Below are 25,834 nucleotides of genomic sequence, written 5' to 3'. Positions count from 1 at the left end.
CATGACCGACCTCAAGACTTCTCTCAGCGAAGCGGTCGGGTCCGCCTTCGCCGCCGAAGGCGTGGACAAGGCCCTGGCCCGCGTCACCGCCTCCGACCGTCCCGATCTGGCCGACTTCCAGTCGAACGGCGCCCTGGCCGCCGCCAAGGCGCTGAAAGCCAATCCGCGCGAACTGGCCGCCAGGGTGGCCGAGCGTCTGGCCGCCGATCCGCGCCTATCGTCGGTCGAGGTCGCCGGGCCCGGCTTCATCAACATGACGCTGTCGAATGCGGCCCTGGCGCAGCGCGCAGCCGAGGTCGCGGCGGACGAAGAACTGGCCGGCGCCTCGCGCGTCGAACCGCGTAAGGTCGTCATCGACTACGGCGGCCCGAACGTGGCCAAGCCCATGCACGTCGGCCATTTGCGAAGCGCCATCATCGGCGAGAGCTTGAAGCGGCTGTTTCGCCTGCGCGGCGACGAAGTAGTCGGCGACGCCCACTTCGGCGACTGGGGCTTCCAGATGGGCCTGCTGATCACCGCCTGCGGCGACGAAGGGCTCGCGGACGCCTTCATGGCCGAGGGCGACGGCCCCTTCCCGGCCGAGACGCCGGTGACGCTGGCCGATCTCGACCGCCTGTATCCGCTGGCGGCGGGCAAGGCAAAGGAAGACCCCGCCTTCCGCGACCGTGCCCGCAAGGCGACCGCCGAACTGCAGGGCGGCCGCCCCGGCTATCGCGCCCTGTGGCAGCACTTCGTCGCCGTCAGCCGCGAGGCGCTGAAGCGCGAATATGACGACCTGTCGGTCGACTTCGACCTGTGGAACGGCGAGAGCGACGCCGATCCCCTGATGGACGAGATGATCGCCGACCTGAAGGCCAAGGGTCTGTTGGTCGAGGACGACGGCGCCCAGGTGGTTCACGTCGCCCGCGACGGCGAGACCCGCAAGAAGAAGCTGGCCGACGGCTCGGTGATCGAGGCCCCGTCGCCCCCGCCCCTGCTGGTCATCAGCTCGGAAGGTTCGGCCATGTACGGCACCACCGACCTGGCCACGATCCTCGACCGCAAGAAATCGATCGGCCCGGACCTGATTCTCTACGTCGTGGACGAGCGTCAGGCCGAGCATTTCGAACAGGTCTTCCGCGCCGCCTATCTGGCCGGATACGCGCCTGAGAAGTCGCTGGAGCACCTCGGCTTCGGCACCATGAACGGCGCCGACGGCAAGCCGTTCAAGACCCGCGCGGGCGGCGTCCTGAAGCTGCGCGACCTGATTGATCAGGCGACCGACAAGGCGCGCGAGCGTCTGCACGAGGCCAGGTTGGGCGACGACCTGCCCGCCGAAGAGTTCGAGGATATCGCCCACAAGGTGGCGGTGGCCGCGCTGAAGTTCTCGGACCTGTCGAACAACCGCACGACCAGCTACGTCTTCGACCTCGACCGCTTCATGAGCTTCGAGGGCAAGACCGGCCCCTATCTGCTATATCAGGCCGTGCGGGTGAAATCCCTGCTGCGCAAGGCGGCGGAACAGGGCGTGGCCTTCGCCCCCATCGTCATCGAGGAAGCCGCCGAACGCGATCTGGCCCTGACGCTGGACGCCTTCGACGCGGCCACGGCGGACGCCTATGACAAGCGCTCGCCCAATCTGATCGCCGAACACGCCTATCGGCTGGCCCAGAGCTTCTCGAAATTCTACGCCGCCTGCCCGATCCTGGTGGCGCCGGACGAAGCGACCAAGGGCTCTCGCCTGGCCCTGGCCGCCGCGACCCTGCACCAGCTGGAGACGGCGCTGGGCCTGCTGGGCATCGAGACGCCCGAGCGGATGTAATGTGATAAGGGGGAGGCGACCGCCAAGGAGCCTCCCCTCATGTCCCTCGACGCCTTCATCGCCGGCCTGCCCAAGGCCGAACTGCACCTGCACATCGAAGGTTCGCTCGAGCCGGAACTGATGTTCGAACTGGCGCAGCGCAACGGCGTCGCCATCCCCTATGACAGCGTCGAGGCCGTGCGCGCGGCCTATGACTTCTCGAACCTGCAGGACTTCCTCGACATCTATTATGCTGGCGCGGCCGTGCTGCTGACCCGTCAGGACTTCGAGGATCTGGCCTTCGCCTATTTCCAGCGCGCCGCCGCCGACAATGTCCGCCACGCCGAGATTTTCTTCGATCCCCAGACCCACACCGACCGGGGCGTGCCCTTCGCCGTCGTGGTCGAGGGCCTGATCGCGGGCATGGACCGGGCGCAGAGCGAACTGGGCGTGACCAGCGGCCTGATCCTCAGTTTCCTGCGCCACCTCAGCGAAGACGAGGCCTTCGCCACGCTGGAAATGGCCAAGCCCTGGCTGCACCACTTCATCGGCGTTGGACTGGATTCCTCCGAGGTCGGCCACCCGCCGTCGAAGTTCCAGCGCGTCTTCGCCGCCGCCCGCGAACTGGGCCTGAAGCTGTGCGCCCATGCGGGCGAGGAAGGCCCGCCTGAATACGTCCGCGAGGCCCTGGACCTGCTGCACATCGACCGCATGGACCACGGCAACCGCTCGATGGAGGACGAGGCCCTGATCGCCCGTCTGGCCGCCGAACAGATGACGCTGACGGTCTGCCCCCTGTCGAACCTGAAGCTGTGCGTGGTCAAGGATCTGAAGGATCACCCGGTCCCCGAGATGCTGCGCCGGGGCCTGCACGTCACCCTGAACTCGGACGACCCCTCCTATTTCGGCGGCTATGTGAACGCCAACTATATCGAACTAGCCAAGGCGGTCGGCCTGACACGCAAACAGGTCGCGCAACTGGCCAAGAACAGTTTCGAGGGCAGCTTCCTCAGCGACGCCGACAAGGCTGCGCGGATCGCCGAGGTCGAGGCCTACGCGGCAGCGAACTGAGTCGCCCTCCCCCTCATCGGACTCCCACGCGCACAATGTTCCTGATATGTTCGCATCATGGAACACCCCGGCCGACAGCCTGATGAAGACGCCGCTGGCCTACGCTGGCTGTTCATCGACCTGAACGCCTTCTTCGCCAGCGTCGAGCAGCAGCAGAACTCCGACTGGCGCGGCAAGCCCGTCATCGTCCGCCCCGCCGAAAGCGAATACACCGGCGCCATCGCGGCCAGCTATGAGAGCAAGGCCTTCGGCGTCCGCACCGGGATGCAGGTGGCCGAGGCGCGCCGCCTGTGCCCCGACCTGATCGTCGCCGAGGCGCGGCCCGACCTCTATGTTCAGATCCACAAGCAGATCATGGAAGAGATCGACCGACACGTGCCGGTGTGGAAGGTCGGCTCCATCGACGAATGCTCGTGCGAACTGATCGGGCCGGAGCGGCGCGAGGCGAACGCCGTCGCCCTGGCCCGGCGCATTCAGGCGGGGATCATGGAGAATGTGGGCGAGTGCCTGCGGTCCTCCATCGGGCTGGCGCCTTCACGGTTTCTGGCCAAGACGGCCTGCGGCATGAAGAAGCCCGCCGGGCTGACCATATTGCGCCCCCATGAACTGCCCGGCGCCGTCCTGCACCTGCCGCTGTCGCAGTATCCGGGTGTCGGCTCGCGCATGCAGCAAAGGCTGGCCGCGGCGGGCGTCACGGACACGGCGGGTCTGTGGAACATGACCGCCAAGGAGGCGCGCGCGGTCTGGAACAGCATCGAGGGCGAGCGCATCTGGCGCGGCCTGCACGGTCTCGACAGCGAGCCGACGCCGGAAAAGCCGCCCGCCTCCATCAGCCACAGCCATGTGCTGGCGCAGGCCATGCGCAACCCGGACAAGGCGCGGGCGGTCGCGCGGCGGCTGATGGTCAAGTGCGGGGCGCGGCTGCGGCGGATGGGGCTGACCGGCGCAGGCATCAGCCTGCATCTCGACATGGGGCCGAAGGGCGCCAGGCGCGGCTGGGACACGACGGGCCTGACCCGCGCCATCGCCCCGACGCAGGACACCTTCGCCCTGCTGGCTGCGCTGGACGCGCTGTGGCGCCGGGTCGAGCCGGAACTGGAGGCCGGGCGGTTGAGCTATGTCGGCGTCGGCGTCCACGGCCTGACGGCGCGCGACGCCTTCGAGGCAGACCTGTTCGACATCGGCCCGGATCAAGGCGGCGACGCGCCGTCCCTGCGCCTGTCGCAGGCACTGGATGCGCTGAACAAACGCTATGGCAAGGACACGGTCAGCATCGGCCCCAAAGCGGGCCTACCCGATTACATCGGCGCCAAGATCGCCTTCACCCGCATCCCCGACGAGGCGGACTTCTATGAGTGAGGGATCAGGTCTTCAGCCGCGATCTCGGCGATCTTCAGCACCGCGAAACTGGTCCTAGCCGCCGCCGCCGTGTCCGGGGCGATGGCGCGGCAGGCGTCTTCGATGACCACGGCCTCAAAGCCTTCGTTCACCGCGTCTTCGGCGGTGAAGCGCACGCAGTAGTCATAGGCCAGACCGCACAAAAATACGCGCTTCACGCCCAGATCACGCAGCAGGCCCGCCAGACCCGTCGCCGTCCTGTGGTCGTTTTCATAGAAGCCGGAATAGGAATCGACCGCCGGATTATAGCCCTTGCGGATCACGGCCAACGCATTGTTCACCGCAGGCGCCGCGTCGGGGTGGAAGTCCGCCCCCGACGTCCCCTGCACGCAATGATCCGGCCACAGCATCTGGGGGCCGTAGGCGACCTCGATCTGCGTGAAGGGCGCCGCGCCGGCGTGGTTGGAGGCGAAGCTGATCTGGTCCGGCGTGTGCCAGTCCTGCGTGGCGATGACGGTGGCGAACCGCTCTGAAAGCCGGTTGATCAGGGGCATGATCGCCGCCCCGCCCTGAACCGCCAGGGCGCCGCCCTCGCAGAAGTCGTTCTGGGCGTCGATGACCAGCAGGGCGTCAGAAGCGTCGATCTCCATGGCGTCAGGCCGCCGCGATCTGGTCGACTTCGTTGGCCGAGCCGAGCACGACCGGCACCCGCTGGTGCAGTTCGGTCGGGGTCACGTCCATAATGGCCTGCCTGCCGTCGGTGGTGGACTTGCCGCCCGCCTGTTCGACCAGGAAGGACATGGGGTTGCCCTCATACATCAGGCGCAGCTTGCCCGGCTTGTTCGGCTCGCGCGCATCCCACGGATAGAGGAAGACGCCGCCACGCATCAGGATGCGGTGCACGTCGGCCACCATGGCGGCGACCCAGCGCATGTTGAAGTTCTTAGCCCTAGGGCCGTCCGCGCCCTTCAGGCAGCCATCGACATAGCGCTGGACGCTCTCGGCCCAGTGGCGCTGGTTCGACATGTTGATGGCGAACTCTTTCGTATCGGCCGGAATGCGCACGTCCTCATGCGTCATCAGCCAGCGGCCGTCGGGCGCCAGGGTGAAGCCCGCCACCCCCTTGCCCGTCGTCAGCACCAGCATGGCCTGACCGGCGTAGACGGCATAGAGCGCCGCGACCTGATGGCGGCCGGATTGCAGGAAGTCAGCCTCGCTCGGCTGGGCCGACGGCGCCTTCAACACCGAGACGATGGTGCCGACCGGGGCGTTGATGTCGATGTTGGACGAGCCGTCCAGCGGGTCGAACAGCACCAGATACTCGCCCGCCGCATTGGGCGAGGGCTGCATCGTGTCCTTTTCCTCGGACGCCACGCCCGCCACGGCGGGGCAGGCCAGCAGGGCCTCGGTCAGCAGGTCGTCGGCGATGACGTCCAGCTTCTTCTGCTCTTCGTCCTGCACATTGACGGCGCCCGACGCGCCCAGCGCCCCGACCAGGGCACCGCCCGCCACCACCTGACGGATCTCGACACAGGCGGCGGCCGCCGTCGTCAGCGTCGCGACCAGCCCCTGCGGCAGGTCGAGGGAGGCGAGGTGGGCGGCGAGATCGGTGCGGGCGGTCATGACGTCCTTCAAATCCTGTGGGCGAAGCGCGGTTCCACCCCCTCATGGCCCTTAGGATCGACGGCGGCAAGTGCGGCGCCGCTTGACTCGGCGCTGGATTCACGGCCTTAGGTCGAACGCTCTCGCGGGAGAGACCGGGGCCGTTCGCGGCGCCCGGAGCCGAAGGCGCAACCGCCCCGGAAACGCTCAGGCAAAAGGACCGCGAAAGCGCACGGACGCTGGAAAGTCGCCGAAGGACGGAGGGTCCCGACGCGCGCCGACGGAGCAAGGCCGAACCTTTTCAGGAACGGTCGGAATCTCTCAGGCTTCAGGACAGCGGGGGCGCAACGACGGCGAAGCTATCGCCGCAACCTGCGACCCGGAGGCGACGCCATGAGCGATCAGGCCCTTAAGACTACCCCCCTCAACGCCGCGCATCGCGCGCTGGGCGCCCGCATGGTCGGCTTCGGCGGCTATGATATGCCGGTCCAGTACGAAGGCGTGCTGGCCGAGCACCGCTGGACCCGCGAGCACGTCGGCCTGTTCGACGTCTCCCACATGGGTCAGGCGCGCATCACCGGCGCCGACGCGATTGCGCAGTTCGAACGCTTCGTCCCCGGCGACTATGAAATCGTGAAGCCCGGCAAGCAGAAATACACTCTGCTGCTGAACGAACAGGGCGGCGTGATGGACGACCTGATGGCGGGCAAGCCGTTCGAGGACGGCCTCTACATCGTTGTCAACGCGGGCAATAAGGACGCCGACTTCGCTTTCCTGAAAGCCAATCTGTCGGGCGATGCGAAGCTTGAGGTGCTGGACCGCGCCCTGCTGGCCATCCAGGGGCCGGAAGCCGCCGCCGTCATGGCCGCCCATTCGGCTGAGCTGGCCGACATGGGCTTCATGGATTGCCGCGCCATCCGCCTCTTCGACGAAGACTGCATCGTCTCGCGCTCGGGCTACACCGGCGAGGACGGCTATGAGATTTCCCTGCCCAGCGCCGCCGCAGAGCGCGTGTGGAATCTGCTGCTGTCGGACGAGCGGGTGAAGCCGGTCGGTCTGGGCGCGCGCGACTCCTTGCGTCTGGAAGCCGGTCTGCCGCTGCACGGCCACGATATCGACGCCGCAACCACTCCGGTCGAGGCGGGGCTGACCTTCGCCCTGTCCAAGTCGCGCAAGGAACGCGCCGACTTCGCCGGCGCCGACGCCATCCTGAAGCAACTGGCCGACGGCCCGGCCCGCGTCCGCGTCGGCCTGCACGTCAAGGAAGGCGCCCCCGCCCGCGAAGGCGCCGAGATCGCCGACATGGACGGCGCCGTCATCGGCAAGATCACCTCGGGCGGCCCCTCGCCGTCGCAGGGGCGCAACATCGCCATGGGCTATGTGCCGCCCGCCTTCGCTGAAGTCGGCACGGAACTTAAGGTCCTGGTGCGGGGCCGCCCCGCCGCCGCCGAAGTCGTCGCCACGCCCTTCGTGCCGACCCGCTACTACCGGAAGCCGAAGGCCTAACGCCTTCCTTCCGCTCCTCGGCGCAGGGCCGAGGAAGACGCCTTGAAACAAAGCCTGGGCCACAGGCTCTATGAGGAAGACCAAGATGAAGTTCACCAAGGATCACGAGTGGGTTCGCCTCGACGGCGACGTCGCCACGGTCGGCATCTCCAAGCACGCCGCTGACGCCCTGGGCGACGTGGTGTTCGTCGAGACGCCGGAAGCCGGCAAAACCGTCTCGGTCGGCGACAGCTTCGCCGTCGTGGAATCGGTCAAGGCCGCCTCGGACGTCTACGCCCCGATCGCGGGCGAAGTGATCGAAGGCAACGCTGTGCTGGCGACCGCCCCGGAAACCGTCAACGCCGACGCCGAGGGCGAAGGCTGGTTCGCCAAGATCAAGGTGTCCGACGCCTCGGTGCTGGACGGCCTGATGGACCGCGCCGCCTACGACGCCTACCTGACCACCCTCTAAGTTCCGCTGTCGTCCTGGACGGCGCGGCGCGCCGGTCCGGGGTCGCCGGATTTCCCGCCGCTTGAAGCGCTCCCGGAGCGTCGCGCCCCGCGACCTCCGGGATGCCGCCGAGGACCTGTAATGCGCTACCTCCCCCTGACGCCCGACGACCGTGAGGCCATGCTGGCCGCCATCGGCGCCAAATCCATCGACGACCTGTTCATCGACGTGCCGCAGGCCGCGCGCCGTGACGGCTTGGTCGATCTGCCCCGCGTGGCGGGCGAGTTGGAGGTCGAACGCGCCCTCTCGGCCATGGCGGGCAAGAACGCCACGGCCTCGACCGTGCCCTTCTTCTGCGGCGCGGGGGCCTATAAGCACCACATCCCGGCCACGGTGGACCACGTGATCCAGCGGTCGGAATTCCTGACCAGCTACACCCCCTATCAGCCGGAAATCGCGCAGGGCACCCTGCAGTACCTGTACGAGTTCCAGACCCAGGTCGCGAACCTGACCGGCATGGAAGTCGCCAACGCCTCGCTTTATGACGGCTCGACCGCCATGGCCGAAGGCGTGCTGATGGCCACCCGCGTGACCCGCCGCAACAAGGCCGTCATCTCGGGCGGCGTCCACCCCCACTACGTCAAGGCGACCGAGACCGTGGTCCACGCCGTCGGCGTCGAGACCCAGGCCCTGACGCCCGCCGTCGACGCCGAAGACGCCGTCATCGCCGCCATCGACAAGGACACGGCCTGCGTCGTCGTCCAGACCCCCAACGTCTTCGGCACCGCCACCGACGTCACCAAGATCGCCGAGGCCGCCCAAGCTGCGGGCGCCCTGCTGATCGTCGTGGTGACCGAAGCCGTGTCGATGGGTCTGCTGAAATCGCCCGGCGAAATGGGCGCCGACATCGTCGCGGCCGAGGGCCAGTCGATCGGCAACGCCCTGAACTTCGGCGGCCCCTACATCGGCCTGTTCGCCACGCGCGAGAAACTGCTGCGCCAGACGCCCGGCCGTTACTGCGGCGAGACGGTGGACGCCGAGGGCAAGCGCGGCTTCGTCCTGACCCTGTCCACGCGCGAGCAGCACATCCGCCGCGACAAGGCGACCTCGAACATCTGCACCAACTCGGGCCTGTGCTGCCTGGCGTTCAGCATTCACATGAGCCTGTTGGGCGAGACGGGCCTGCGCCAGCTGGCCCTGCTGAACCACGAGAAGGCGGTCGCCACGCGCGACGCGCTCGCCGCCATTCCGGGCGTCGAAATCCTGACCCCGCGCTTCTTCAACGAGTTCGCGGTCAAGCTGCCCAGGAACGCCGCTGACGTGGTGCAGACGATGGCCGACAACGGCGTCCTGTGCGGCGTGCCCTACAGCCGCCTGAACCCGGATGCGGGCCTCGACGACGTGCTGCTGGTCGCCGCCACCGAGACGACGCTGGACGCAGACATCAAGATCCTGGCGGGTGCGCTCGCCAAGGTTCTGGCCGCCTGAGGGAGATTGGAATCATGAGCACGATGAACACTGTCGGCCGCCCGACCGCCCCGAACGAAGGCCTGGACGCCAACTACAAGCCCGCCACCCTGACCGGCGGGCGCGGCCTGCTGCAGGACGAGCCGCTGATCTTTGAAGGCGAAGGCTGGGGCAAGACCGGCGTCGACCTGCCGAAGCCCGCAACGGATGGCTCTGACCTGGGCGACCTGGTCCGCAAGGATCCGATCGGCCTGCCCGGCCTGTCCGAGCCCGAGGCCATGCGCCACTATGTGCGCCTGAGCCAGAAGAACCACGCCATCGACCTGGCCGTCTATCCGCTGGGCTCGTGCACGATGAAGCACAACCCGCGCCTGAACGAGAAGATGGCGCGCCTGCCGGGCTTCTCGGACATCCACCCGCTGCAGCCGCAGTCGACGGTGCAGGGCGCGCTGGAGCTGATGGACCAACTGGCCCACTGGCTGACGACGCTGACGGGCATGCCTGCGGTCGCCCTGTCGCCCAAGGCGGGCGCCCACGGCGAGCTGTGCGGCCTGATGGCCATCCGCGCCGCCCACCAGGCCAAGGGCGAGCACGAACAGCGCCGCAAGGTGCTGGTCCCCACTTCGGCCCACGGCACCAACCCGGCCACGGCCGCCTTCGTCGGCTATTCGGTCGTGGAAGTAGCCCAGACCGACGACGGTCGCGTCGACGTGGCCGATCTGGCGTCGAAGCTGGGCCCGGACGTGGCGGCCATCATGGTCACCAACCCGAACACCTGCGGCCTGTTCGAGCGCGACATTCTGGAGATCAGCCGCCTGACCCATGAGGCGGGCGCCTACTTCTACTGCGACGGCGCCAACTTCAACGCCATCGTCGGCCGGGTGCGCCCGGGCGACCTGGGCGTCGACGCCATGCACATCAACCTGCACAAGACCTTCTCGACGCCGCACGGCGGCGGCGGTCCGGGCGCCGGTCCGGTCGTGCTGTCGGAGGCTCTGGCCCCCTTCGCGCCCGCCCCGTGGGTCGTGAACACCGGCGACGGCTACAAGCTGGTCGAGCGCGAGGAAGACGAGGCCGAACAGGCCTTCGGCCGCCTGTGCGCCTTCCAGGGCCAGATGGGCATGTATGTGCGCGCCCTCAGCTACATGATGTCCCACGGCTCCGACGGCCTGCGTCAGGTGGCCGAGGACGCCGTGCTGAACGCCAACTACATCAAGGTCCGCCTCGAAGACCTGATGAGCCCGGCCTTCCCCGACGGCCCCTGCATGCACGAGGCCCTGTTCGACGACGAATGGCTGAAGGGCACGGACGTCACCACGCTCGACTTCGCCAAGGCGATGATCGACGAGGGCTTCCACCCGATGACCATGTATTTCCCGCTGGTCGTCCACGGCGCCATGCTGATCGAGCCGACCGAGACGGAATCCAAGGCCGAACTGGACCGCTTCATCGAGGCCATGCGCCTGCTGGCGGGCGCAGCGAAAGCTGGAGACGTCGACCGCTTCAAGGGTGCCCCCTTCCATGCGCCCCTGCGGCGTCTGGACGAGACCCGCGCCGCGCGCTCGCCGCGTCTGCGCTGGGCCGCGCCGGAAGGCTCAAACCGCGCCGGTTGATCGGCTCTGCAAGCCTGACTTCAGCGAACGCCGTGTCTTTCGGGACACGGCGTTCTGCATTTCTGGGCCGACTTACGAAAGCGTCATGGCGACGCCGCCTTTCGGCCTTGTCTCATGCGTTTACTGATTATCGGCCTTCCCTGGCCGCCATCTTGATCGAGACGCCGCCCCGTGACCCTGGTCCTGCCCTCTCTGAGCCCGCCGCCGCCCCGTCCGGGGCTGGCGCGGCGCATGCGCCGTCTGGCGCTTATGGGTGTGGGCTTCTTCGTCATCCTGCTGGGCGTATTGATCGCGCCCCTGCCCGGCCCCGGCGGCGTGCCCGTCATCGCCCTCGGTCTGGTGATCGTCCTGCGCAACTCCTGGTGGGCCAAGCGCCAGTTCATCCGCGCCCAGCGCGCCCGGCCCAAATGGGTCTATCCCTTCCGCCGCCTGATGCGGAAGAAGCCCGAAATTGCCCCCGTCTTCTGGCAACAGACCCTGCGCGCCGAGAAGATGGTGCTGCGCCGCCGTCGACGCCCGCTGGCGCGCTTTCGTCGCCGCCTGCGCCGCGGCTGGCGCGCCTTCCGGCAATAAAGGCCAAGCTAAGGCTAACACAGGAATGTGAACCGGGTTCACCCCCGAGCGCCCCTGAACGGCGTATGCTCCCCCTTGCGTAGTCACGAGGTTGATAGGCGTTGGGAGGCGCTGTTCACATGATGTCACGCGTAAAAAAGGGAATCATCGCCGGTTTCATTGCTACCGTCGTGGTTTCCGTGCTTGAGCTCGCCAATCTGTTCCTCAACCACCTGTTCGATCCCTTTCCGGGGGTCGTAGCCCGGATGTTCGGCATGCCGGGCAATATGGCGGCGGGGTGGGCCATCCACCTGGTTATGGGCACCTTTGTGCTGGGGTCGCTGTTTGGCGTCGTCTATCCGCGACTGCCGACGGCCACGCCGATCACCAAGGGCATCGTCTTCGCTGTCGCCGCCTGGGTGGCGATGATGCTGGTGATCACCATGGGCGGCGATTATCGGACCTTCACCGGCTCGTCCGGCTTCGGAACCTTCGGCTGGATGCTGGCGCTGCACATGGTCTTCGGCGGCGTCCTGGGCAATGTCTACGCCCGGCTGGTCGAACGTGAGAAGCGCGGCGCCGCGCCGATCGGAGCCGCTCCGGCCCATTAACCGACAGTCTGAACCGTCCTCGATCCCGACAACCGGATCTTGAACAGCAAAAGGCCCCGCCGTCGCCGGCGGGGCCTGATGTTTTTCGGGGCTGACTAAACGCGGTCAGCGATCAGTTCAGCTTGCCGCCGATCTGGCCGATGGCCTGGTCCAGCAGCGGATCGGTCTTGGCGCCGGCGATGCGGGCGGCCAGGATCTGTTGCGCGGCCTTGGCGGCCAGGTCGGCAGCCGCGGCCTTGACCTCTTGCGTGGCCTCGGCCTCGGCCTGGGCGATCCGGCGCTCGGCCAGAGCCTGACGGCGAGCGGTGGATTCTTCGATGCGCGCCTTGGCTTCGGCTTCCAGACGCTTGGCGTCGGCTTCAGCCGTGGCCAGCAGGTCGGCGGCCTGAGCCTCAGCCTCCGCCTTCTCCTGACGGATCTGGGCCAGCATGGCTTCGGCTTCGGCGCGCAGGCGGGCGGCCTCGTCCAGGTCGCCCTGGATCTTGGCGGCCTTGGCGTCCAGGCTGGTGGCGACCAGCTTGGGCACGCCCGCCATGACCACGATGGCGATGAAGATCAGCAGGCCGACGGCGACCCACAGCTCAGGGTTGGCGAAATCATAGAAATGGCCGGTCAGGAAGGCGGGCATATCAGGCGGCTCCCTTGATGGCGGCGGCCAGTTCGGCGTCGGTCGCGGCCTTTCCGGTCAGACGCTCGAGCATGGCGCCCGCCGCGGCCGAGGCGATGGTCGACACGTTCATCATGGCGGCGTCGCGGGTCTTGGCGATGGCGCCTTCGGCCTCGGCGATGCGCGCGTTGACCACGGCTTCATCGGCGGCCAGGCGGGCGTTGAATTCTTCGGTGACGCGCTGCTTGGCGGCGACAGCGGTCGCGCGGGCGTCGGCGCGGGCCTTCTCGACCTCGGCGCGGGCGGCCTCGGCTTGAGCGGCCGCTTCGGTCTGGACCGAGCGGGCGGCGGCGATCGCGGTGTCGATCGTGTCGGCGCGTTCGTCCATCACCTTGCGCAGGCGCGGGGCGAAGACCTTGGCCACCAGGACGTACAGAAGGACGAACAGGATCAGCAGATAGCCGATCTGGCCGGCCCAGTGCTGGAATTCGAACTGGGGCAGACCGCCCGAGGCATGCTCGGTCGCCGCCTGCGTCTCCGCATGGAGGTCGCCCGGCGCCGGGGTCTGAACGTCAAGTGTGGGTGTGCTGGCCATGAACCGTCTTCGCTAGATCAGGACAGCGGCGCGCAGGTCTGGCCCGCGCGCCGCCAATTCTGAGAGATCGTGGGCTGGGATCAGCCGAAGATCATCAGGACGCCCAGCACGAAGGCCAGGATGCCCAGGGCTTCGGCCAGGGCCGCGCCGACGAACAGGTTGCCGACCTGCGAGGCGGCAGCAGCCGGGTTGCGCAGGGCGCCGGCCAGGAAGTTGCCGAAGATGTTGCCGACGGCCAGGGCCGAGCCGATCATGCCGAGGGTGGCCAGACCAGCGCCGATGTACTTAGCGGCTTCAGCGTCCATGATGATTTCCTAATTTCTTGGAGCGTTGGAGGGTAGGGTTACGAACTGAACTCAAGCCTTAGTGGCCATCGCCCAGGTTGACCACATCGTTGAGGTAGATGCAGGTCAGAACGGTGAAAACGAAGGCCTGAAGGAAGGCCACCAGGAACTCGAGCGCCGTCATCGCGACCGTCATGCCCAGCGACAGGGCTGCGACGGGAATGAGGGCATAGGCCAGACCGCCGGTGACGATGGCCGCCGCGCCCAGCTGAACGACGAACTGGGCGAAGATCTTCAGCGCCACGTGGCCGCCCAGCATGTTGCCGAACAGACGCAGGGCCAGGGTGATCGGACGCAGCAGGAAGGAGACCAGTTCGATCAGGCCCACAAACGGGCGCAGCAGCAGCGGCGCGCCGGCGGGCCAGAACAGCTTGAGGAAGCCGACGCCGTTCTTGACCAGACCGACCACGACGACCGTCAGGAAGGCGATCAGGCCCAGGGTGACGGTCACGGCCAGTTGCGAGGTGGCGGTGAAGGTCAGGAACATGCCCAGCAGGTTCATCGACAGAACCATCAGGAACATGGTGAAGGCGAAGGGGAAGTATTTGCGGCCTTCATGCCCGATGATGGAGTTGGCCAGGTTGTCGACCATGCCGAACAGGCTCTCGCCCGCCGCCTGCATCCGCCCCGGCACCACCTTGGCGCCCGAGGTCGCCAAGGCCAGGAAACCCACCACGCCGACGAAGGCGATGGTCATGGCCACATGCGAATTGGTGATCGCGATCACCTGCTCGCCCAGGACGGGAACATTGACCGTGCCGAACTCGACGAGCGGCTTGACCTCAAATTGTTCAATCGGACCGGCCATTAAGCCTATCGTTCCCTGTTTTCTTCGTCAGCCTCGACGATAGGTTCGCCCTGTTGGGGCAAACCCGCCGCCTTGGCCTGCGCCATCAGCCGGTTGGCTGTGCGGCGCGCCATATAAACCGATAAGGCGAAGCCCAGAAGGACCCCGCCTACAACGCCAATCGGCGTCGTCCCGAACAGCCGGTCGACGCCAAAACCAAGTGCAAGACCGATCAGCACCCCGCCCAGCAGTTCGGCGATGATGCGATAGGCCTGGCCGACCACCTTCTGCGCAGCGACCTCGACGGACTTGTCCGCCTGAACCTTCGCCTCCAGCGCGGATGCGCTTCTGTGGAGGCGTTTGATCGCCTCTTCGCGCGATTCCTTCGTCGGGGACATGGGCCTGTTGGGTCAGCGCCCGGCGCAAGGCCGGATCGGGTCTGAATTTCGGCGCGGAACCTATAGGCGGGAGGCCTTCAGGTCAAGGCGGCCTCCATTGGACTTAAGTCCATGAGTTTGCGCGGTTTCTTGCGAGCGCGACGATCCGTCCCGGCTAAGGTTGCGACTCTTCGTCCTCGCTGATGAAATCCTGGGCGAATTCGGGCGCCGCGTCGTCCAGACCGGTCAGCAGATCCTCGCCCTCGTCGTCGCCGGCGCGCGAGGGGTCCGGCACCTCGAAACCGACCGGCATGGACAGGTCCAGCAGGCCCGCCGCCTTCATCTCCTGCACGCCCGGCAGGTCATACAGGCTCGCCAGGCTGAAATGCTCCAGAAAGCGGTCGGTCGTGGCGTAGGTCACCGGCCGCCCCGGCGTACGACGCCGTCCGCGCAGGCGCACGAAGTCCATCTCCAGCAGCAGGTCCAGCGTGCCTTTGGACAGGGAGACCCCACGCACGCTCTCGATCTCGGCGCGGGTGCAGGGCTGATGATAGGCGATGATGGCCAGGGTCTCGAGCGCGGCCCTGGACAGGCGGCGCGGCTCCTCGCGCTCCTCGGTCATCAGGAAGCCCAGGTCAGGGGCGGTGCGGAAGCGCCAGCGCTCCGCCACGCAGTCCAGCTCGACCCCCCGGCCCTGATAGCGCTCCTGAAGCGCGGTCAGCGCCCCGCCGACGTCGGCGCCCTCGGGCAGCCGGCGCGCGATCTCGGCCAGCGACAAGGGCGCGGCGGCGGCGAACAGCAGGGCCTCGACGCGGCGTTCGATCTCGAGGTGGGCGGGGGTGAAGTCGAGCGTCACGGCGTCAGCTCCAGCGGCTGGCCCAAGCCGCGCCTCTTCAGCCACACCGCGTCGAAAGGCCGCTCCTGCCGGATGTCCATGCCGCCCTCCTTCACCAGCTCCAGACTGGCTGACAGGGTGGAGGCGGTATAGCTGGCCTGACTGGGGCCCTCCTCCCCGTCCGGCTTCTGCGGCGCCACGCGCTCCAGCGGCGTCCATTCGGCCAGGCGCGGCATGATCTCGCGCAGCCAGTCGCGCGCGGCCTCCAGCTGGAAGGCCTCGACCCGCTGGCCGGGGGCGTATTTGCGGCGTTCCTCGCGGCGGCGCTGAGCGACATAGGCGCTCATCAGTTCATAGAGGCTGGCGTCCACCCGATCAGAGGGGATGATGACCGTCGCCTGCGGGTCGCCGCGCGTGAAGACGTCGCGCTTCAACTGCGGGCGGCCGGTGATGGCCTCCACCGCCGTGCGCATGGCCTCAAGCTTCTGCAGGCGGAAGGCCAGGGCGGCGGCGATCTCCTCGGCCGGAGGCTCCTCCGGCTTGTCCTTTTCATTGCGCGGGATCAGCAGGCGCGACTTCAGATAGGCCAGCCACGACGCCATCACGAGATAGTCGGCCGCCAGCGCGAAATTCCGCCGTCGCGCCTCATGCACGAAGGCCAGATACTGTTCGGCCAGACGGGTGATGGACAGCTTCAGCAGGTCCACCTTCTGCGTCCGCGCCAGGGCCAGAAGAACGTGCAGGGGGCCTTCATACCCCTCCAGGTCGACGACGAAGGCCTCCTGCGCCTCGACCTGTTCGACGGCGGTGAAGTCGAGATTCGGCTGGAAGGCCTCGCTCATGCGCCCTCCCCGGCGATCACCCTTGCGCCTCGCCGACGTCCGGCCCCTTGGCGGCGTCGAAGCGGCCGTTCAGCGCCGCCTCCAGCCGGGCCCGGCCCTCGGCGACATCCAGCGGCTCGGGCGCGCGGACGATGCGGTTCAGCGCGGCCTCGGCGCGGCGCTTGGCCTCGCCTTTCAGCTTCTTCGTTCCGTCGGCGACGGCGGCCATCTCCTTCAGGTCGCCGTTGCAGTGGAGCACCACGTCGCAGCCCGCCTTCAGCGACTGTTCCGCCCGCTCGGTCAACGTCCCCGACAGGGCCTGCATCGACAGGTCGTCGGACAGGATCAGGCCGGAGAAGCCCAGCCGCTCGCGCATCAGGCGAATCGCCCTCTTCGAGGTGGTGGCCGGGCGTTTGGCGTCGACGGCGGTGAAGACCACGTGCGCCGTCATCGCCATCGGCATGTCCGACAGCGCCTTGAACGGGGCGAAGTCCCAGGCGTCCAGTTCCTCGATCGCCGTCTCGACCACCGGCAGGTCGTGGTGGCTATCCGAGAAGGCGCGGCCGTGGCCGGGGATATGCTTGATGATCGGCAGGACGCCGCCCGCCAGCAGGCCCTCGGCAGCGGCCCGGCCCAGCTGGGTCACGGTCGCCGGGTCCTGCGCATAGGCGCGGTCGCCGATGATGTCGTGGGCGCCCGGCACCGGCACGTCCAGCACCGGCACGCAGTCGACGGTGATGCCCAGTTCGCGCAGGTCATGAGCGATCAGCCGCGCGCCCAGACGCACCAGTTCACGCGCCGCCGCCGGATCATTGGTCGCCTTCAGATAGGCGGCGCCGGGCGGATATTTCGGCCAATGCGGCGGGCCGAGGCGCTGCACCCGGCCGCCTTCCTGATCGATCAGGACGGGGGCGTCGTCGCGGCCCACGCTGTCGCGCAGTTCGGAGACCAGCGCCTTGACCTGCTCGGGGCTGTCCACATTGCGGCGGAACAGGATGAAGCCCCAGGGCTTGGCCTCGGCGTAGAAGGCGCGCTCCTCCGCCGTCAGCCTGTGGCCGGAACAGCCGTAGATGGCGGCGGAGGTCATGTGCGCTCGCGCCTTAGCGGACGATGCAGTCGCGGCCCGCAGCTTTCAGCGCATTGCAGAAGGCGACGGCGCGTTCACGGCTCATGCCGGTGAAGGTGGTGCGATACAGGGTCGAGCCGTTGGAGGCGGTGACTTCCTGCACGCGCTTCTCGGCGCCCGAGGCGTACTGGCCGAAGCGGGCGGCGACGGCGGCGTATTCGCGGTCGGCGATGGCGGTCGAGGAGAAGGCGCCGATCTGCACGCCGGACGATCCGCCCGTCGCGGCCGGAGCCGGAGCCGGAGCGGGCGCCGGAGCGGGAGCCTTCGTCGCCGGAGCCGGCGTTACGGGCGCGGGCGCGGCCGGGGCCTTGGTCGCAGGGGCGGGCGCGGCGGGGGCCAGAGGCGAGGATTCGACCGGTGTAGCCGGGGCCGTCGGCGCGGGGCGCGGCAGGACTTCTTCGGGACCGGGGGTGAAGGTCGGCGCGGCGTCGCTTGGCTCGCCGCCGTCGCGATAGACGCGGATGTCGGCTTCCGGGTCGATCGGCTGGGCGTCCAGCGGCGCCTCGACCTTCATGCTCTCGACCGGGGTTCCGACGGCGGGCGGCGCGTCCGTCGAGGAACGCACGCCCGAGCGATAGAAGACCACCACGGCCACGATCAGCAGCAGCAGGACGATGGCGCTGATGATCAGGGTGATCGGCGGCGACTTGGCGGCCGGCGCCCGGCGCGGGTCATAACCGCCGCGCGTGAAAGGCAGGTCGTCGTCGGTCGGCGGGGTATAGGCGCCCCGGTCGCGTCCGGCGTTAGGGTTGCCTCTGTGATCGTCGTCGTAGGACATGGGTCGCGCCTTGGTGGTCGTGGGACACGCGCGCGAATCGGCGCGCGTCGGCGCTCAGTCTAGCGCGCCGTGCAGCCCTTCTCGAATCACAGATCGAGGGCGAGGTCGAGGCTGAACAGCTTCCTGTGGACCTCGATAGCGTAACGATCTGTCATACCGGCGATGTAGTCGCACACCGCCCGCGCCCGCGCGTCCCGGTCGTCGGTCAGGGCCGAGGCCTGCCACTCGGGCGGCATCACCTCCGGCTCGGCCATGAACAGCTGGAACAGCTGGGCCAGCACGCGGCGCGCCTGACTGCGGGTGCGATTGACGCGATAATGGCGATACATCCGCTCGAACAGGAAGCGGCGCAGAACGGCCAGCTCCGCCATCATGCCAGATGAGAACTGCACCAGAGTCTCGGGCGCGTTACGCACGTCCTCGACTGTCTCGATCTTGTGTCTGGCCAGACGGGCCTCGGTCTCGACCAGGACGTCATCGACCATGACGCCGATCATCCTGCGCACGGCTTCCAGCCGCAGCATCCGCTCATCGATGTCGGGCCAGTCGGCGCGCGCGCTGGCGATACAGCGCCCGATCAGGGGCACGTCGGACAGGTCGGACAGGCTGAACAGCCCCGCCTGCACCCCGTCATCCACGTCGTGGTTGTTATAGGCGATGTCATCGGCGATGGCCGCGCACTGGGCCTCCAGCGAGGCGAAGGTGCCGAGGCGCAGATCCCAGTCGGCCGCCCCGCCCGGCGCATAGGCGGCGACCGCCTTCCACGCCGGGTCCGACAGCAGATGCGCCACCGGACCGTTGTGCTTGACCACGCCCTCGACCGTCTCCCAACTCAGGTTCAGGCCGGTGAAGCCGGGATAGCGGGTTTCCAGCTCGGTCACGACGCGGAAGCTCTGGACATTGTGGTCGAAGCCGCCGAACGCCTTCATCTGTTCGTGCAGTTCGTCCTCGCCCGCATGGCTGAACGGCGGGTGTCCAAGATCGTGGGCCAGGGCGACCGTCTCGGCCAGATCGTCGTCTAACCGCAGGGCATGGGCCAGCGAGCGGGCGATCTGCGCCACCTCAAGACTGTGCGTCAGCCGGGTGCGATAATGGTCGCCCTCATGCGCCACAAAGACCTGCGTCTTCTCCTTCAGGCGACGGAAGGCGGTGGCGTGGATGATGCGGTCGCGGTCGCGGGCGAAGGCGGTGCGGGTGCGGCTGGCGGGCTCGAAGACATGACGACCGCGACTGGCGGCGTGGTTTTCGGCGTAGGAAGCGCGGGTCTGGCTCAAATCGTCAGGCCTTTTGGGGAGGCGGCAGGACTTCGTGATGGCGACAGGCCTTTGCGAACGCCTGTCAGACCCTCATATAGAGGGCTGTGAGCACCGTCCAATCTACAGAATCAGCCCGCGACCTGTCGCTGTCGATCGCGCCCCGTTCGCCCGAAGGCATCACCTTGTCTGAAAGCGGCGCGCGCCGCTTGGCCAGGCTGTCCGAGGCTGAGGGCAGGCCGGTGCTGCTGCGTGTCGCCGTCGACGGCGGGGGCTGCTCGGGCTTTCAGTATCGCTTTGAGCTGGTCGACGGCCCCGAGGCCGACGATCTGGTGGTGCGCCGCGACGGTCAGGCCGTGGTCATCGACCCGGTGTCCGTGCCCTTCCTGAAGGATTCCGAAGTGGCCTTCGTGGACGAACTGGCGGGCGCCCAGTTTGTGATCCGCAACCCCAACGCCGCCTCCAGCTGCGGCTGCGGCGTCAGCTTCTCGATCTGACATCGCAGAACCGCCCCGCTTGGCGGCGGGGCGTCGGGCGCCCATCTTTATCGACATGAAGCGTCTGGCGTTCCTGATCCTGCTGTTCGTCGCCGTTCCGCTGACGGCGAGCGCCCAGACGTGGCCGGGCTGGCCCGGTCCGCCGCCCGCCGGATACGATCCCAACATCGCGCGCGCCGAACAGCATAATCAGGCGATGGAGCGACTGCGCCTTCAGGCCGACCAGCGCGAGGCCGACGCCGCCCGCACAAGGTTGCAGACGGAGCGCACGGTTCGCCAGCTCGAAGCCGCACGCGCGCCTGCGCCCGCTGCGCCTCCTTCGACGCCCTATGCGCCGCGACCGACGCCTCTGCCCGCTCCCGCCGATCAGAATGCTCCCGGCGTGGCCGAGATCGACGCCTGGCTGAACCGACCGCCGCACTAACGCCCGCCGCAGCCCACGACGCGTTACATTTGCATCTCTTCACCTGCCCCTGCGTTTCAGCCTAGCTTCGGAACAGACAGCACAGCGGAGAGCAGCAGATGCGTTGGCAGGGCGGACGGCGCGGCGGCGGGGTTGAAGATCGGCGCGGCATGGGCGGCGGCGCGGTCGCGGGCGGCGGCATCGGCGTGCTGGTGCTGGCGGCGATCGGCTATTTCGTCTTCGGCATCGACCCCAACACCACCCAACAGCTGGCCAGCCAATTCGGCGGCGCCGGTCAGGCGGAACAGCAGGGCCAGATGGGCTCGCCCGAGGATCAGGACGGCCAGTTCGTCGAGGTCGTCGGCTCCAACATCAACGACGTGTGGAAGACCAAGCTGAAGGGCTACACCGCGCCCACCACCGTCCTTTACGAACAGGGCACCCAGACCGGCTGCGGCTATGGCCAGGCGGCGATGGGGCCGTTCTACTGTCCGGCGGATCAGAAGGTCTATCTGGACCTCAGCTTCTGGCGCGAGATGGAGACCAAGCTGGGCGCGTCCGGCGCAGACTTCGCCAAGGCCTATGTCATCGCCCATGAGTTCGGCCACCACGTCCAGACCCTGACCGGCGCCAGCCAGCAGGTGCAGCGCGCCCAGCAGGCGGCGCGGTCACAGGCCGAGGGCAACCGATATTCCGTCGCGCTGGAGCTTCAGGCCGACTGTTACGCCGGGGTCTGGGCCAGCAACGCCGCCGCCGTGTCGAACGGTCAGGTGGCGCTGGAGCCGGGCGATCTGGAAGAGGGCATGAAGACGGCGCAGGCCATCGGCGACGATACCCTGCAGCGGCGCGGCAGCGGGCGCGTCTCGCCCGAAAGCTTCACCCACGGCTCCTCGGCCCAGCGGGTCGAGTGGCTGCAGCGCGGCTATCAGACCGGCGATCCAGCCGCCTGCGACACCTTCTCCCAGCTTTAAATCGAGCGGATCAGGCGGCCTTCGCGCGCTTCAGCTGCGAAGGCCGCCCATAGGCGAACCACCGCAGGGCCCACTCCAGCGGTCCCATGTTGAAGGCGCGCAGCCACAGCGCGCTGAACGTCATCTGAACCACCCAGATGCCGAGCGCGACGCCCCACAGGCCCCACCAGTCCAGCCTGCCCCACAGGTTCAGGCCATAGAACAACAGGGCCGCGATCGCCGACTGTCCCAGATAGTTGGTCAGGGCCATCCGTCCCAGATTGCGCAACGCCCGTCCGACGAAGCCCAGGGCGTTCATCTTCCACAATGAGAGCAGCAGGCCGACGTGACCCAGGGTCATGGCGCATCGGCCCAGTTCATAGCTGCTCTGCGTCGCCCAGGACTCGGACGAAAACTGGCTCAGCCACAGCACCACCGCCTGCCCGCCGTTGACCGCCAGCCCCACGCCATAACCACAAGCCGTCAGCGCCAGATAGAAACCCAGCGAACGCGCCCCGCCCAGCACGCCCAGCTTGAACAGCGCCATGCCCAATAGCATGAAGGCGACCGATTCAATGACCAGGGTGATGGTGTAGCTGGACGCCGCATAGTCCAGCCAGGTCCGCACACTCCACTTCAGCAGGCCTGCGACGCCGCCGGTGCGCACGGCGACTTCTTCGGCGACAGCCTCCGGCGACAGGCTCTGCGCCTCCTGGGCGCGGCTATGCGCCTTCAGGGCCTCGGCGTCTTCGGCCGACAGGGACGCTCCGGCCTCAACCTGCAACGCCAGTTCGGCCCCGCGACGCGCTTCAATCGTCTGATAGGCGCCGACCACGGCCGACTCAGCCGTCAGCAGCAGCAGAAGCGCCGCCGACAGGGCGATCAGAGTGCGCGGGCGGGCCATGCGGAAAACGAACAGTAGAAATCCCGACAGGCCGTAGACATAGAGAATGTCCCCCGGAAACAGCAGAGCCGTGGCGTTGAACACGCCCAGCGCCAGCAGGGCGATGCAACGTCGAAAGTACACGTCCGCCGCCTGAATCGTCCCGCGTCCGTCTTCGCCGCGCAGGGTGATCAGCAGCATGCCGGCGCCGAACAGCAGGGTGAACAGACCCCGCATCGACCCTTGCACGAACAGATGCTGGATGATCCACGCCGACCAGTCCGGATTGGCCAGCGTCGGCGGCAGGTCGGGATGATACTGGTCCCAGGCGCCGCCCATCATCATGATATTGACCAGCAGGATGCCGCACAGGGCGAAGCCGCGCAGCAGGTCCAGGCTTTCCAGCCTTTGACCTGGCGATACGGACATCATGGACGGCGAGGCGCTCATGCGGGCCGCTTATCCCCCTTCAGGCCACGGACGAAACGGATTCTGCCTGCGCAAACCCGTCAAAGCTAAACAATGGTCACATCCATCAACGGCGCGAGATGCAGCTGTCCGTCGCCAAGGTTGAGAATAATATCGCGCCCTGCGAACGCCTCCATGCCCAACAGGGCGTCCGGATAGTTGGGCAGCGCCCGATCGGCGTAGACCGCTATCGTCACGTCGCGCCAGGTTTCCGACCCCAAAGCCACGCTCTTCGCCTCAATCAGACGCGCCCTGGCCACCCCGCCCAGAACGATGCTTGACCCTTCCCGTTCCGGGCGGCCGTCCAGCAGGCCCGCCGACTGCGCGACGCCTTCGCTCACGGCCAGAAGGGCGGAAGAGCCGGTATCAAGCACGGCCTGCACCCTGACGCCCTCCACGACCGTATCGGCGATCAGGGACGTACCGGCCCGCCGCACGGGCATGGCGCGATAGGCCGGCGACAGCTCCGTCTGCGCCTTGCGGAACAGACGCAACCGCCGTCGTCGCAGGTCCATCTCCAGCCCCGCCTGCATCAGCAGGTCCTGCCCTAGGATCAACGGCGCCCCCAGCCCCTCCTCTTCCGACAGAGGCCCGAGGTCCAGAATTCCTGCACGCAGGCGGTCGATGCGCGCCTCGCCGAACGTCAGATCCAGCGTCACGCCTCGGCCCATCTGGGCGCGCCCATCCACGCCATAGGCGATCAGCGGCATGTCGAAGAAACGATCCAGCCCCAACTCGGCCACCAGCCGCCGGTCAATCACCGAATACTGGGCGCCGCTGTCGATCAGCGCCGTCAGTTCGCGCCCAGCCAGCCGCACCGGCACGGTCGGCAACAGGGTCCGGGGCGCGACGAACTGAAGCCAGCCGCTGCTTCCGTCGGCGCCGAAGGTCACGCCGGGACGTCGCCACAGCACATGATCCTTGAGCCACAATCCGCCGCCGACGGCGGCGACGGCGGCTCCGGCGCGAATGAAAAGGGAGCGGCGGTTCATCGGCCTGACATGAACCGGGCGGAGCTCCGACGCCAGCCCTTTTCCCTCGAGATAGCGATCGCGACGGGGCAAGGCGCGCTGATCGCCTAGTCGCAACCAGGTTGTTGCGTCATCTGGCGAACTTTCCCTTCGCATACGCAAAATAATCATGACGAAGCGGCCAACGGCAGCTAGAAACGACCCCGATATGACGAATTCAGCTGATCGCTACATCTCGACGCGCGGCGACGCCGCTCCGACCCGTTTCTCGGATGCTCTGCTGCGCGGCATCGCGCCGGACGGGGGCCTCTACATGCCGCAGGCCTGGCCCGCCCTGCCCGCCGACGCAACTCGGCCGGGCCGCAGCTACGCCGAGATCGCCAAGGCGGCGATGGCGCCCTTTATCGGCGACGCCCTGCCTGCGGGCGCGCTGGATCGTGCGTTGGACCGTCTGACCAAGGGCTTCGACCATCCGCTGGTGACGCCGCTGGTCGAGCTGGAGCCGGGCCTGTTCGTACTTGAGCTGTTCCACGGCCCGACGGCGGCGTTCAAGGATCTGGCGATGCAGCTGGTCGCCGCCCTGTCGGACGAGGCCCTGGCCGCGACGGGCGAGACCCTGACCCTGCTGACCGCCACCAGCGGCGACACCGGCGCCGCCGCCGTGCGCGCCTTCGCGGGCGCTGAGCGCATCAAGCTGATCGTCCTGCATCCGCTGGACCGCGTGTCGCCGGTGCAGCGCAGGCAGATGACGACGGTCGAGGCGGACAACGTCCTGAACCTGGCCGTGCGCGGCGACTTCGACGACTGTCAGCGTCTGGTGAAGGGGCTGCTGGCCGAGGAACGCTTACGCGAACAAGGCCGTCTGTCCTCGGTCAACTCGATCAACTGGGGCCGACTGGCGGGCCAGATTCCCTATTACGTCTCGGCCACGGCCCAGCTGGGCCAGGCGGCGACCTTCGTGGTGCCGACCGGCAATTTCGGCGACGCCTTCGCCGGGATCGCCGCCAAGAAGATGGGCCTGCCCGCCGCCGGTTTCGTCGCCGCCGTCAACCAGAACGACGCCCTGGCCCGCGCCATCAATGACGGCGTCTACGCCCGCCGCCCGGCGGTCGAGAGCGGCAGCGTGTCGATGGACGTGCAGGCGCCGTCCAACTTTGAACGTCTGGTCTATGAAGCCTCCGGCCGCGACGCCGAGGCGACCCGCGCCGTGTTCGAAACCTTTGCGCGCGAGGGGTCCGTCACCCTGCCCGCCGACCTTCTGGCCGCCCTGCGCGCCGAGGTGTCGGCTGTCTCGGTCGATGAAGCGACGACAAAAGCCGAGATCGCCCACGCCCACGCCGCCTGGGGCCGCGTCGTCTGTCCGCACACCGCCGTGGCCCTGGCCGCCGCGCGCCGCCTGGACCGCAACGGCGCGCCCATCGTCGCCCTGTCCACCGCCCACCCGTCCAAGTTCGGCGCCTTCGTCTCTGACGTCATCGGCGTCGAGCCGGAACCGGCCCCCGTCATCCGCGCACTGGGCGACCGCCCCGAACGCCTGACGGTGATCGAGAACACGCCCGAGGCGGCGCTGACGGCGGTGAAGGGGTTTGCGAAGGCGAGCTGACGCTCCCTCTCTAAAGACTCTGGCTCAACGGTCGCCGGTCGAGCGGCTGATGGCGGCCCTCATCCCTTCGGCGTGAAGAGCGCCGGATGGAGCGATCTTGTCGTTGGGGGTGTCGGCGGGGTCGGTGTGGGCCGTGCGGTTGTCAGGGATGCCGTCATGCGTCTGTTCGGCCTTGCGCGCGACGGCGGCCTTCAGATTGCGGGTTGCTGAGGTCGATGCCCGGCGACGCTTCTGTTCCTCAGCTGCGCGCTCGATCGCCTCGGCCAGTTGCGCCTTCTTTTCACGCGCGCCCGTGTCGATATTGGCCTGTCCCTCGCGGCTGGCCTGACGGGTGCGGGTGCGGATCATGCGTTGGGCGCGGTCGCGGCGCTCGCGCAGTCGTCGCAGAAGATCGGTCAGTTGTGTGTCGGTCAGGTGCGCCGCCGCACGGCTCATCTCGACCCACTCCGTCTCATTACGGTCCAGGGCGCGGTTCTTGTCGGCTGCGGTCATGCTGTCCTCCATTCTGAGATGTAGAGGGAGCGCATGGGCCGCCAAGCTTGTTCCCGGTTGCGGCGCCTTGTCCT

28 protein-coding genes and 1 riboswitch are annotated in these 25,834 nt (G+C 67.9%); of the genes, 13 read left to right on the top strand and 15 right to left on the bottom strand.

Going from position 1 to position 25,834, the window contains the following annotated elements; genetic code table 11:
- Position 1: 1 nt before the first annotated feature.
- From argS to RSD66_RS05055, 3 genes are read left to right on the top strand one after another with little or no spacing between them, the layout of a single operon-like run.
- Positions 2 to 1,801, top strand: coding sequence for an arginine--tRNA ligase (gene argS, locus RSD66_RS05065; RefSeq protein ID WP_415289238.1), 1,800 nt, complete (start codon positions 2 to 4; stop codon positions 1,799 to 1,801).
- A 39-nt stretch (positions 1,802 to 1,840) separates the two neighbouring features.
- Positions 1,841 to 2,851, top strand: a complete 1,011-nt coding sequence (locus tag RSD66_RS05060) for an adenosine deaminase (protein ID WP_415289237.1) — start codon at positions 1,841 to 1,843, stop codon at positions 2,849 to 2,851.
- Between the two features lie 57 nt (positions 2,852 to 2,908).
- Positions 2,909 to 4,210 (top strand): type VI secretion protein ImpB, encoded by a 1,302-nt coding sequence (locus RSD66_RS05055; protein WP_415289236.1) that lies wholly within the window; start codon positions 2,909 to 2,911, stop codon positions 4,208 to 4,210.
- Here RSD66_RS05055 and pncA read toward each other — a convergent pair.
- Positions 4,201 to 4,839, bottom strand: a complete 639-nt coding sequence (pncA, locus tag RSD66_RS05050; RefSeq protein ID WP_415289235.1) for a bifunctional nicotinamidase/pyrazinamidase — start codon at positions 4,837 to 4,839, stop codon at positions 4,201 to 4,203. The two genes, RSD66_RS05055 and pncA, sit on opposite strands and share 10 nt — an antisense overlap.
- 4 nt (positions 4,840 to 4,843) lie before the next feature.
- Entirely contained in the window at positions 4,844 to 5,812 is a 969-nt protein-coding gene (locus tag RSD66_RS05045) for a class 1 fructose-bisphosphatase (RefSeq protein ID WP_415289234.1), read from the bottom strand.
- 115 nt (positions 5,813 to 5,927) lie between these two features.
- A riboswitch (glycine riboswitch) is annotated at positions 5,928 to 6,024 on the top strand.
- Between the two features lie 160 nt (positions 6,025 to 6,184).
- Between RSD66_RS05045 and gcvT the strand changes: the two genes are divergently transcribed.
- From gcvT to RSD66_RS05015, 6 genes are all read left to right on the top strand, one after another.
- Positions 6,185 to 7,297, top strand: a complete 1,113-nt coding sequence (gcvT, locus tag RSD66_RS05040) for a glycine cleavage system aminomethyltransferase GcvT (protein WP_415289233.1) — start codon at positions 6,185 to 6,187, stop codon at positions 7,295 to 7,297.
- A gap of 85 nt (positions 7,298 to 7,382) precedes the next feature.
- Complete coding sequence (gcvH, locus tag RSD66_RS05035) at positions 7,383 to 7,748, top strand: glycine cleavage system protein GcvH (RefSeq protein WP_024353391.1); 366 nt, start codon at positions 7,383 to 7,385, stop codon at positions 7,746 to 7,748.
- A gap of 120 nt (positions 7,749 to 7,868) precedes the next feature.
- Positions 7,869 to 9,215, top strand: coding sequence for an aminomethyl-transferring glycine dehydrogenase subunit GcvPA (gcvPA, locus tag RSD66_RS05030; RefSeq protein WP_415289232.1), 1,347 nt, complete (start codon positions 7,869 to 7,871; stop codon positions 9,213 to 9,215).
- 14 nt (positions 9,216 to 9,229) lie between these two features.
- Positions 9,230 to 10,807 (top strand): aminomethyl-transferring glycine dehydrogenase subunit GcvPB, encoded by a 1,578-nt coding sequence (gcvPB, locus tag RSD66_RS05025; protein WP_415289231.1) that lies wholly within the window; start codon positions 9,230 to 9,232, stop codon positions 10,805 to 10,807.
- Positions 10,808 to 10,978: 171 nt separating this feature from the next.
- Positions 10,979 to 11,380 (top strand): PGPGW domain-containing protein, encoded by a 402-nt coding sequence (locus tag RSD66_RS05020; protein ID WP_024353394.1) that lies wholly within the window; start codon positions 10,979 to 10,981, stop codon positions 11,378 to 11,380.
- 119 nt (positions 11,381 to 11,499) lie between these two features.
- On the top strand, positions 11,500 to 11,970 hold the full coding sequence (locus tag RSD66_RS05015; RefSeq protein WP_024353395.1) for a DUF6789 family protein: 471 nt from the start codon (positions 11,500 to 11,502) through the stop codon (positions 11,968 to 11,970).
- A gap of 112 nt (positions 11,971 to 12,082) precedes the next feature.
- On the opposite strand, the gene RSD66_RS05010 is transcribed toward RSD66_RS05015, so the two are convergent.
- The 10 genes from RSD66_RS05010 to RSD66_RS04965 form a co-directional block, all read right to left on the bottom strand.
- Entirely contained in the window at positions 12,083 to 12,598 is a 516-nt protein-coding gene (locus tag RSD66_RS05010; protein WP_024353396.1) for a F0F1 ATP synthase subunit B, read from the bottom strand.
- Between the two features lies 1 nt (position 12,599).
- Complete coding sequence (locus RSD66_RS05005) at positions 12,600 to 13,172, bottom strand: hypothetical protein (protein ID WP_415289230.1); 573 nt, start codon at positions 13,170 to 13,172, stop codon at positions 12,600 to 12,602.
- 80 nt (positions 13,173 to 13,252) lie between these two features.
- Positions 13,253 to 13,477 (bottom strand): F0F1 ATP synthase subunit C, encoded by a 225-nt coding sequence (locus RSD66_RS05000; protein WP_003168985.1) that lies wholly within the window; start codon positions 13,475 to 13,477, stop codon positions 13,253 to 13,255.
- Positions 13,478 to 13,535: 58 nt separating this feature from the next.
- A complete protein-coding gene (locus RSD66_RS04995) occupies positions 13,536 to 14,324 on the bottom strand; it encodes a F0F1 ATP synthase subunit A (RefSeq protein ID WP_415289229.1) in 789 nt (262 codons plus the stop codon).
- Positions 14,325 to 14,329: 5 nt separating this feature from the next.
- On the bottom strand, positions 14,330 to 14,701 hold the full coding sequence (locus RSD66_RS04990) for an AtpZ/AtpI family protein (RefSeq protein ID WP_119413010.1): 372 nt from the start codon (positions 14,699 to 14,701) through the stop codon (positions 14,330 to 14,332).
- A 154-nt stretch (positions 14,702 to 14,855) separates the two neighbouring features.
- On the bottom strand, positions 14,856 to 15,536 hold the full coding sequence (gene scpB / locus RSD66_RS04985) for an SMC-Scp complex subunit ScpB (RefSeq protein ID WP_415289228.1): 681 nt from the start codon (positions 15,534 to 15,536) through the stop codon (positions 14,856 to 14,858).
- Entirely contained in the window at positions 15,533 to 16,357 is an 825-nt protein-coding gene (locus RSD66_RS04980; RefSeq protein ID WP_415289227.1) for a segregation and condensation protein A, read from the bottom strand. Before RSD66_RS04980 ends, scpB begins: the two co-directional genes overlap by 4 nt.
- A 16-nt stretch (positions 16,358 to 16,373) precedes the next feature.
- The gene (gene nagZ / locus RSD66_RS04975; RefSeq protein WP_415289226.1) at positions 16,374 to 17,423 is read right to left on the bottom strand and encodes a beta-N-acetylhexosaminidase; all 1,050 of its coding nucleotides are present in this window, start codon (positions 17,421 to 17,423) and stop codon (positions 16,374 to 16,376) included.
- 13 nt (positions 17,424 to 17,436) lie between these two features.
- Complete coding sequence (locus tag RSD66_RS04970) at positions 17,437 to 18,240, bottom strand: SPOR domain-containing protein (RefSeq protein ID WP_415289225.1); 804 nt, start codon at positions 18,238 to 18,240, stop codon at positions 17,437 to 17,439.
- 86 nt (positions 18,241 to 18,326) lie between these two features.
- Positions 18,327 to 19,514 (bottom strand): deoxyguanosinetriphosphate triphosphohydrolase, encoded by a 1,188-nt coding sequence (locus tag RSD66_RS04965; protein ID WP_415289224.1) that lies wholly within the window; start codon positions 19,512 to 19,514, stop codon positions 18,327 to 18,329.
- 134 nt (positions 19,515 to 19,648) lie between these two features.
- Here RSD66_RS04965 and RSD66_RS04960 point away from each other — a divergent pair, with 134 nt between their 5' ends.
- From RSD66_RS04960 to RSD66_RS04950, 3 genes are all read left to right on the top strand, one after another.
- Entirely contained in the window at positions 19,649 to 19,990 is a 342-nt protein-coding gene (locus RSD66_RS04960) for a HesB/IscA family protein (protein WP_415289564.1), read from the top strand.
- A 55-nt stretch (positions 19,991 to 20,045) separates the two neighbouring features.
- Positions 20,046 to 20,414 (top strand): hypothetical protein, encoded by a 369-nt coding sequence (locus tag RSD66_RS04955; RefSeq protein WP_415289223.1) that lies wholly within the window; start codon positions 20,046 to 20,048, stop codon positions 20,412 to 20,414.
- Positions 20,415 to 20,512: 98 nt separating this feature from the next.
- The gene (locus RSD66_RS04950; protein ID WP_415289222.1) at positions 20,513 to 21,364 is read left to right on the top strand and encodes a neutral zinc metallopeptidase; all 852 of its coding nucleotides are present in this window, start codon (positions 20,513 to 20,515) and stop codon (positions 21,362 to 21,364) included.
- 10 nt (positions 21,365 to 21,374) lie between these two features.
- Here the strand turns inward: RSD66_RS04950 and RSD66_RS04945 are convergent, their stop codons facing one another.
- Positions 21,375 to 22,676, bottom strand: coding sequence for a DUF418 domain-containing protein (locus RSD66_RS04945; RefSeq protein ID WP_024353408.1), 1,302 nt, complete (start codon positions 22,674 to 22,676; stop codon positions 21,375 to 21,377).
- 65 nt (positions 22,677 to 22,741) lie between these two features.
- The gene (locus RSD66_RS04940; protein WP_415289221.1) at positions 22,742 to 23,686 is read right to left on the bottom strand and encodes an aspartyl protease family protein; all 945 of its coding nucleotides are present in this window, start codon (positions 23,684 to 23,686) and stop codon (positions 22,742 to 22,744) included.
- A gap of 187 nt (positions 23,687 to 23,873) precedes the next feature.
- Here RSD66_RS04940 and thrC point away from each other — a divergent pair, with 187 nt between their 5' ends.
- Positions 23,874 to 25,268 carry a threonine synthase gene (gene thrC / locus RSD66_RS04935; protein ID WP_415289220.1) on the top strand — a complete coding sequence of 465 codons (1,395 nt, stop codon included), beginning with the start codon at positions 23,874 to 23,876 and terminating at the stop codon, positions 25,266 to 25,268.
- 24 nt (positions 25,269 to 25,292) lie between these two features.
- Here thrC and RSD66_RS04930 read toward each other — a convergent pair whose 3' ends face one another.
- Positions 25,293 to 25,760 carry a hypothetical protein gene (locus RSD66_RS04930; protein WP_415289219.1) on the bottom strand — a complete coding sequence of 156 codons (468 nt, stop codon included), beginning with the start codon at positions 25,758 to 25,760 and terminating at the stop codon, positions 25,293 to 25,295.
- Between the last annotated feature and the right edge of the window lie 74 nt (positions 25,761 to 25,834).

It is taken from the genome of Brevundimonas sp. S1H14 (assembly GCF_047716865.1).
Taxonomy (GTDB): domain Bacteria; phylum Pseudomonadota; class Alphaproteobacteria; order Caulobacterales; family Caulobacteraceae; genus Brevundimonas; species Brevundimonas naejangsanensis.
The sequence above is the reverse complement of the archived record's forward strand: the minus strand, read 5'-3'. Positions and strand labels throughout refer to the sequence as shown.

Bases quoted from the DNA above. Each gene is read 5' to 3' on its own strand.
- argS (WP_415289238.1), top strand. From the start codon at position 2: ATGACCGACCTCAAGACTTCTCTCAGCGAAGCGGTCGGGTCCGCCTTC.
- RSD66_RS05060 (WP_415289237.1), top strand. From the start codon at position 1,841: ATGTCCCTCGACGCCTTCATCGCCGGCCTGCCCAAGGCCGAACTGCAC.
- RSD66_RS05055 (WP_415289236.1), top strand. From the start codon at position 2,909: ATGGAACACCCCGGCCGACAGCCTGATGAAGACGCCGCTGGCCTACGC.
- pncA (WP_415289235.1), bottom strand. From the start codon at position 4,839: ATGGAGATCGACGCTTCTGACGCCCTGCTGGTCATCGACGCCCAGAAC.
- RSD66_RS05045 (WP_415289234.1), bottom strand. From the start codon at position 5,812: ATGACCGCCCGCACCGATCTCGCCGCCCACCTCGCCTCCCTCGACCTG.
- gcvT (WP_415289233.1), top strand. From the start codon at position 6,185: ATGAGCGATCAGGCCCTTAAGACTACCCCCCTCAACGCCGCGCATCGC.
- gcvH (WP_024353391.1), top strand. From the start codon at position 7,383: ATGAAGTTCACCAAGGATCACGAGTGGGTTCGCCTCGACGGCGACGTC.
- gcvPA (WP_415289232.1), top strand. From the start codon at position 7,869: ATGCGCTACCTCCCCCTGACGCCCGACGACCGTGAGGCCATGCTGGCC.
- gcvPB (WP_415289231.1), top strand. From the start codon at position 9,230: ATGAGCACGATGAACACTGTCGGCCGCCCGACCGCCCCGAACGAAGGC.
- RSD66_RS05015 (WP_024353395.1), top strand. From the start codon at position 11,500: ATGATGTCACGCGTAAAAAAGGGAATCATCGCCGGTTTCATTGCTACC.
- RSD66_RS05010 (WP_024353396.1), bottom strand. From the start codon at position 12,598: ATGCCCGCCTTCCTGACCGGCCATTTCTATGATTTCGCCAACCCTGAG.
- RSD66_RS05005 (WP_415289230.1), bottom strand. From the start codon at position 13,172: ATGGCCAGCACACCCACACTTGACGTTCAGACCCCGGCGCCGGGCGAC.
- RSD66_RS05000 (WP_003168985.1), bottom strand. From the start codon at position 13,477: ATGGACGCTGAAGCCGCTAAGTACATCGGCGCTGGTCTGGCCACCCTC.
- RSD66_RS04995 (WP_415289229.1), bottom strand. From the start codon at position 14,324: ATGGCCGGTCCGATTGAACAATTTGAGGTCAAGCCGCTCGTCGAGTTC.
- RSD66_RS04990 (WP_119413010.1), bottom strand. From the start codon at position 14,701: ATGTCCCCGACGAAGGAATCGCGCGAAGAGGCGATCAAACGCCTCCAC.
- RSD66_RS04980 (WP_415289227.1), bottom strand. From the start codon at position 16,357: ATGAGCGAGGCCTTCCAGCCGAATCTCGACTTCACCGCCGTCGAACAG.
- nagZ (WP_415289226.1), bottom strand. From the start codon at position 17,423: ATGACCTCCGCCGCCATCTACGGCTGTTCCGGCCACAGGCTGACGGCG.
- RSD66_RS04970 (WP_415289225.1), bottom strand. From the start codon at position 18,240: ATGTCCTACGACGACGATCACAGAGGCAACCCTAACGCCGGACGCGAC.
- RSD66_RS04955 (WP_415289223.1), top strand. From the start codon at position 20,046: ATGAAGCGTCTGGCGTTCCTGATCCTGCTGTTCGTCGCCGTTCCGCTG.
- RSD66_RS04950 (WP_415289222.1), top strand. From the start codon at position 20,513: ATGCGTTGGCAGGGCGGACGGCGCGGCGGCGGGGTTGAAGATCGGCGC.
- RSD66_RS04945 (WP_024353408.1), bottom strand. From the start codon at position 22,676: ATGAGCGCCTCGCCGTCCATGATGTCCGTATCGCCAGGTCAAAGGCTG.
- RSD66_RS04940 (WP_415289221.1), bottom strand. From the start codon at position 23,686: ATGAACCGCCGCTCCCTTTTCATTCGCGCCGGAGCCGCCGTCGCCGCC.
- thrC (WP_415289220.1), top strand. From the start codon at position 23,874: ATGACGAATTCAGCTGATCGCTACATCTCGACGCGCGGCGACGCCGCT.
- RSD66_RS04930 (WP_415289219.1), bottom strand. From the start codon at position 25,760: ATGACCGCAGCCGACAAGAACCGCGCCCTGGACCGTAATGAGACGGAG.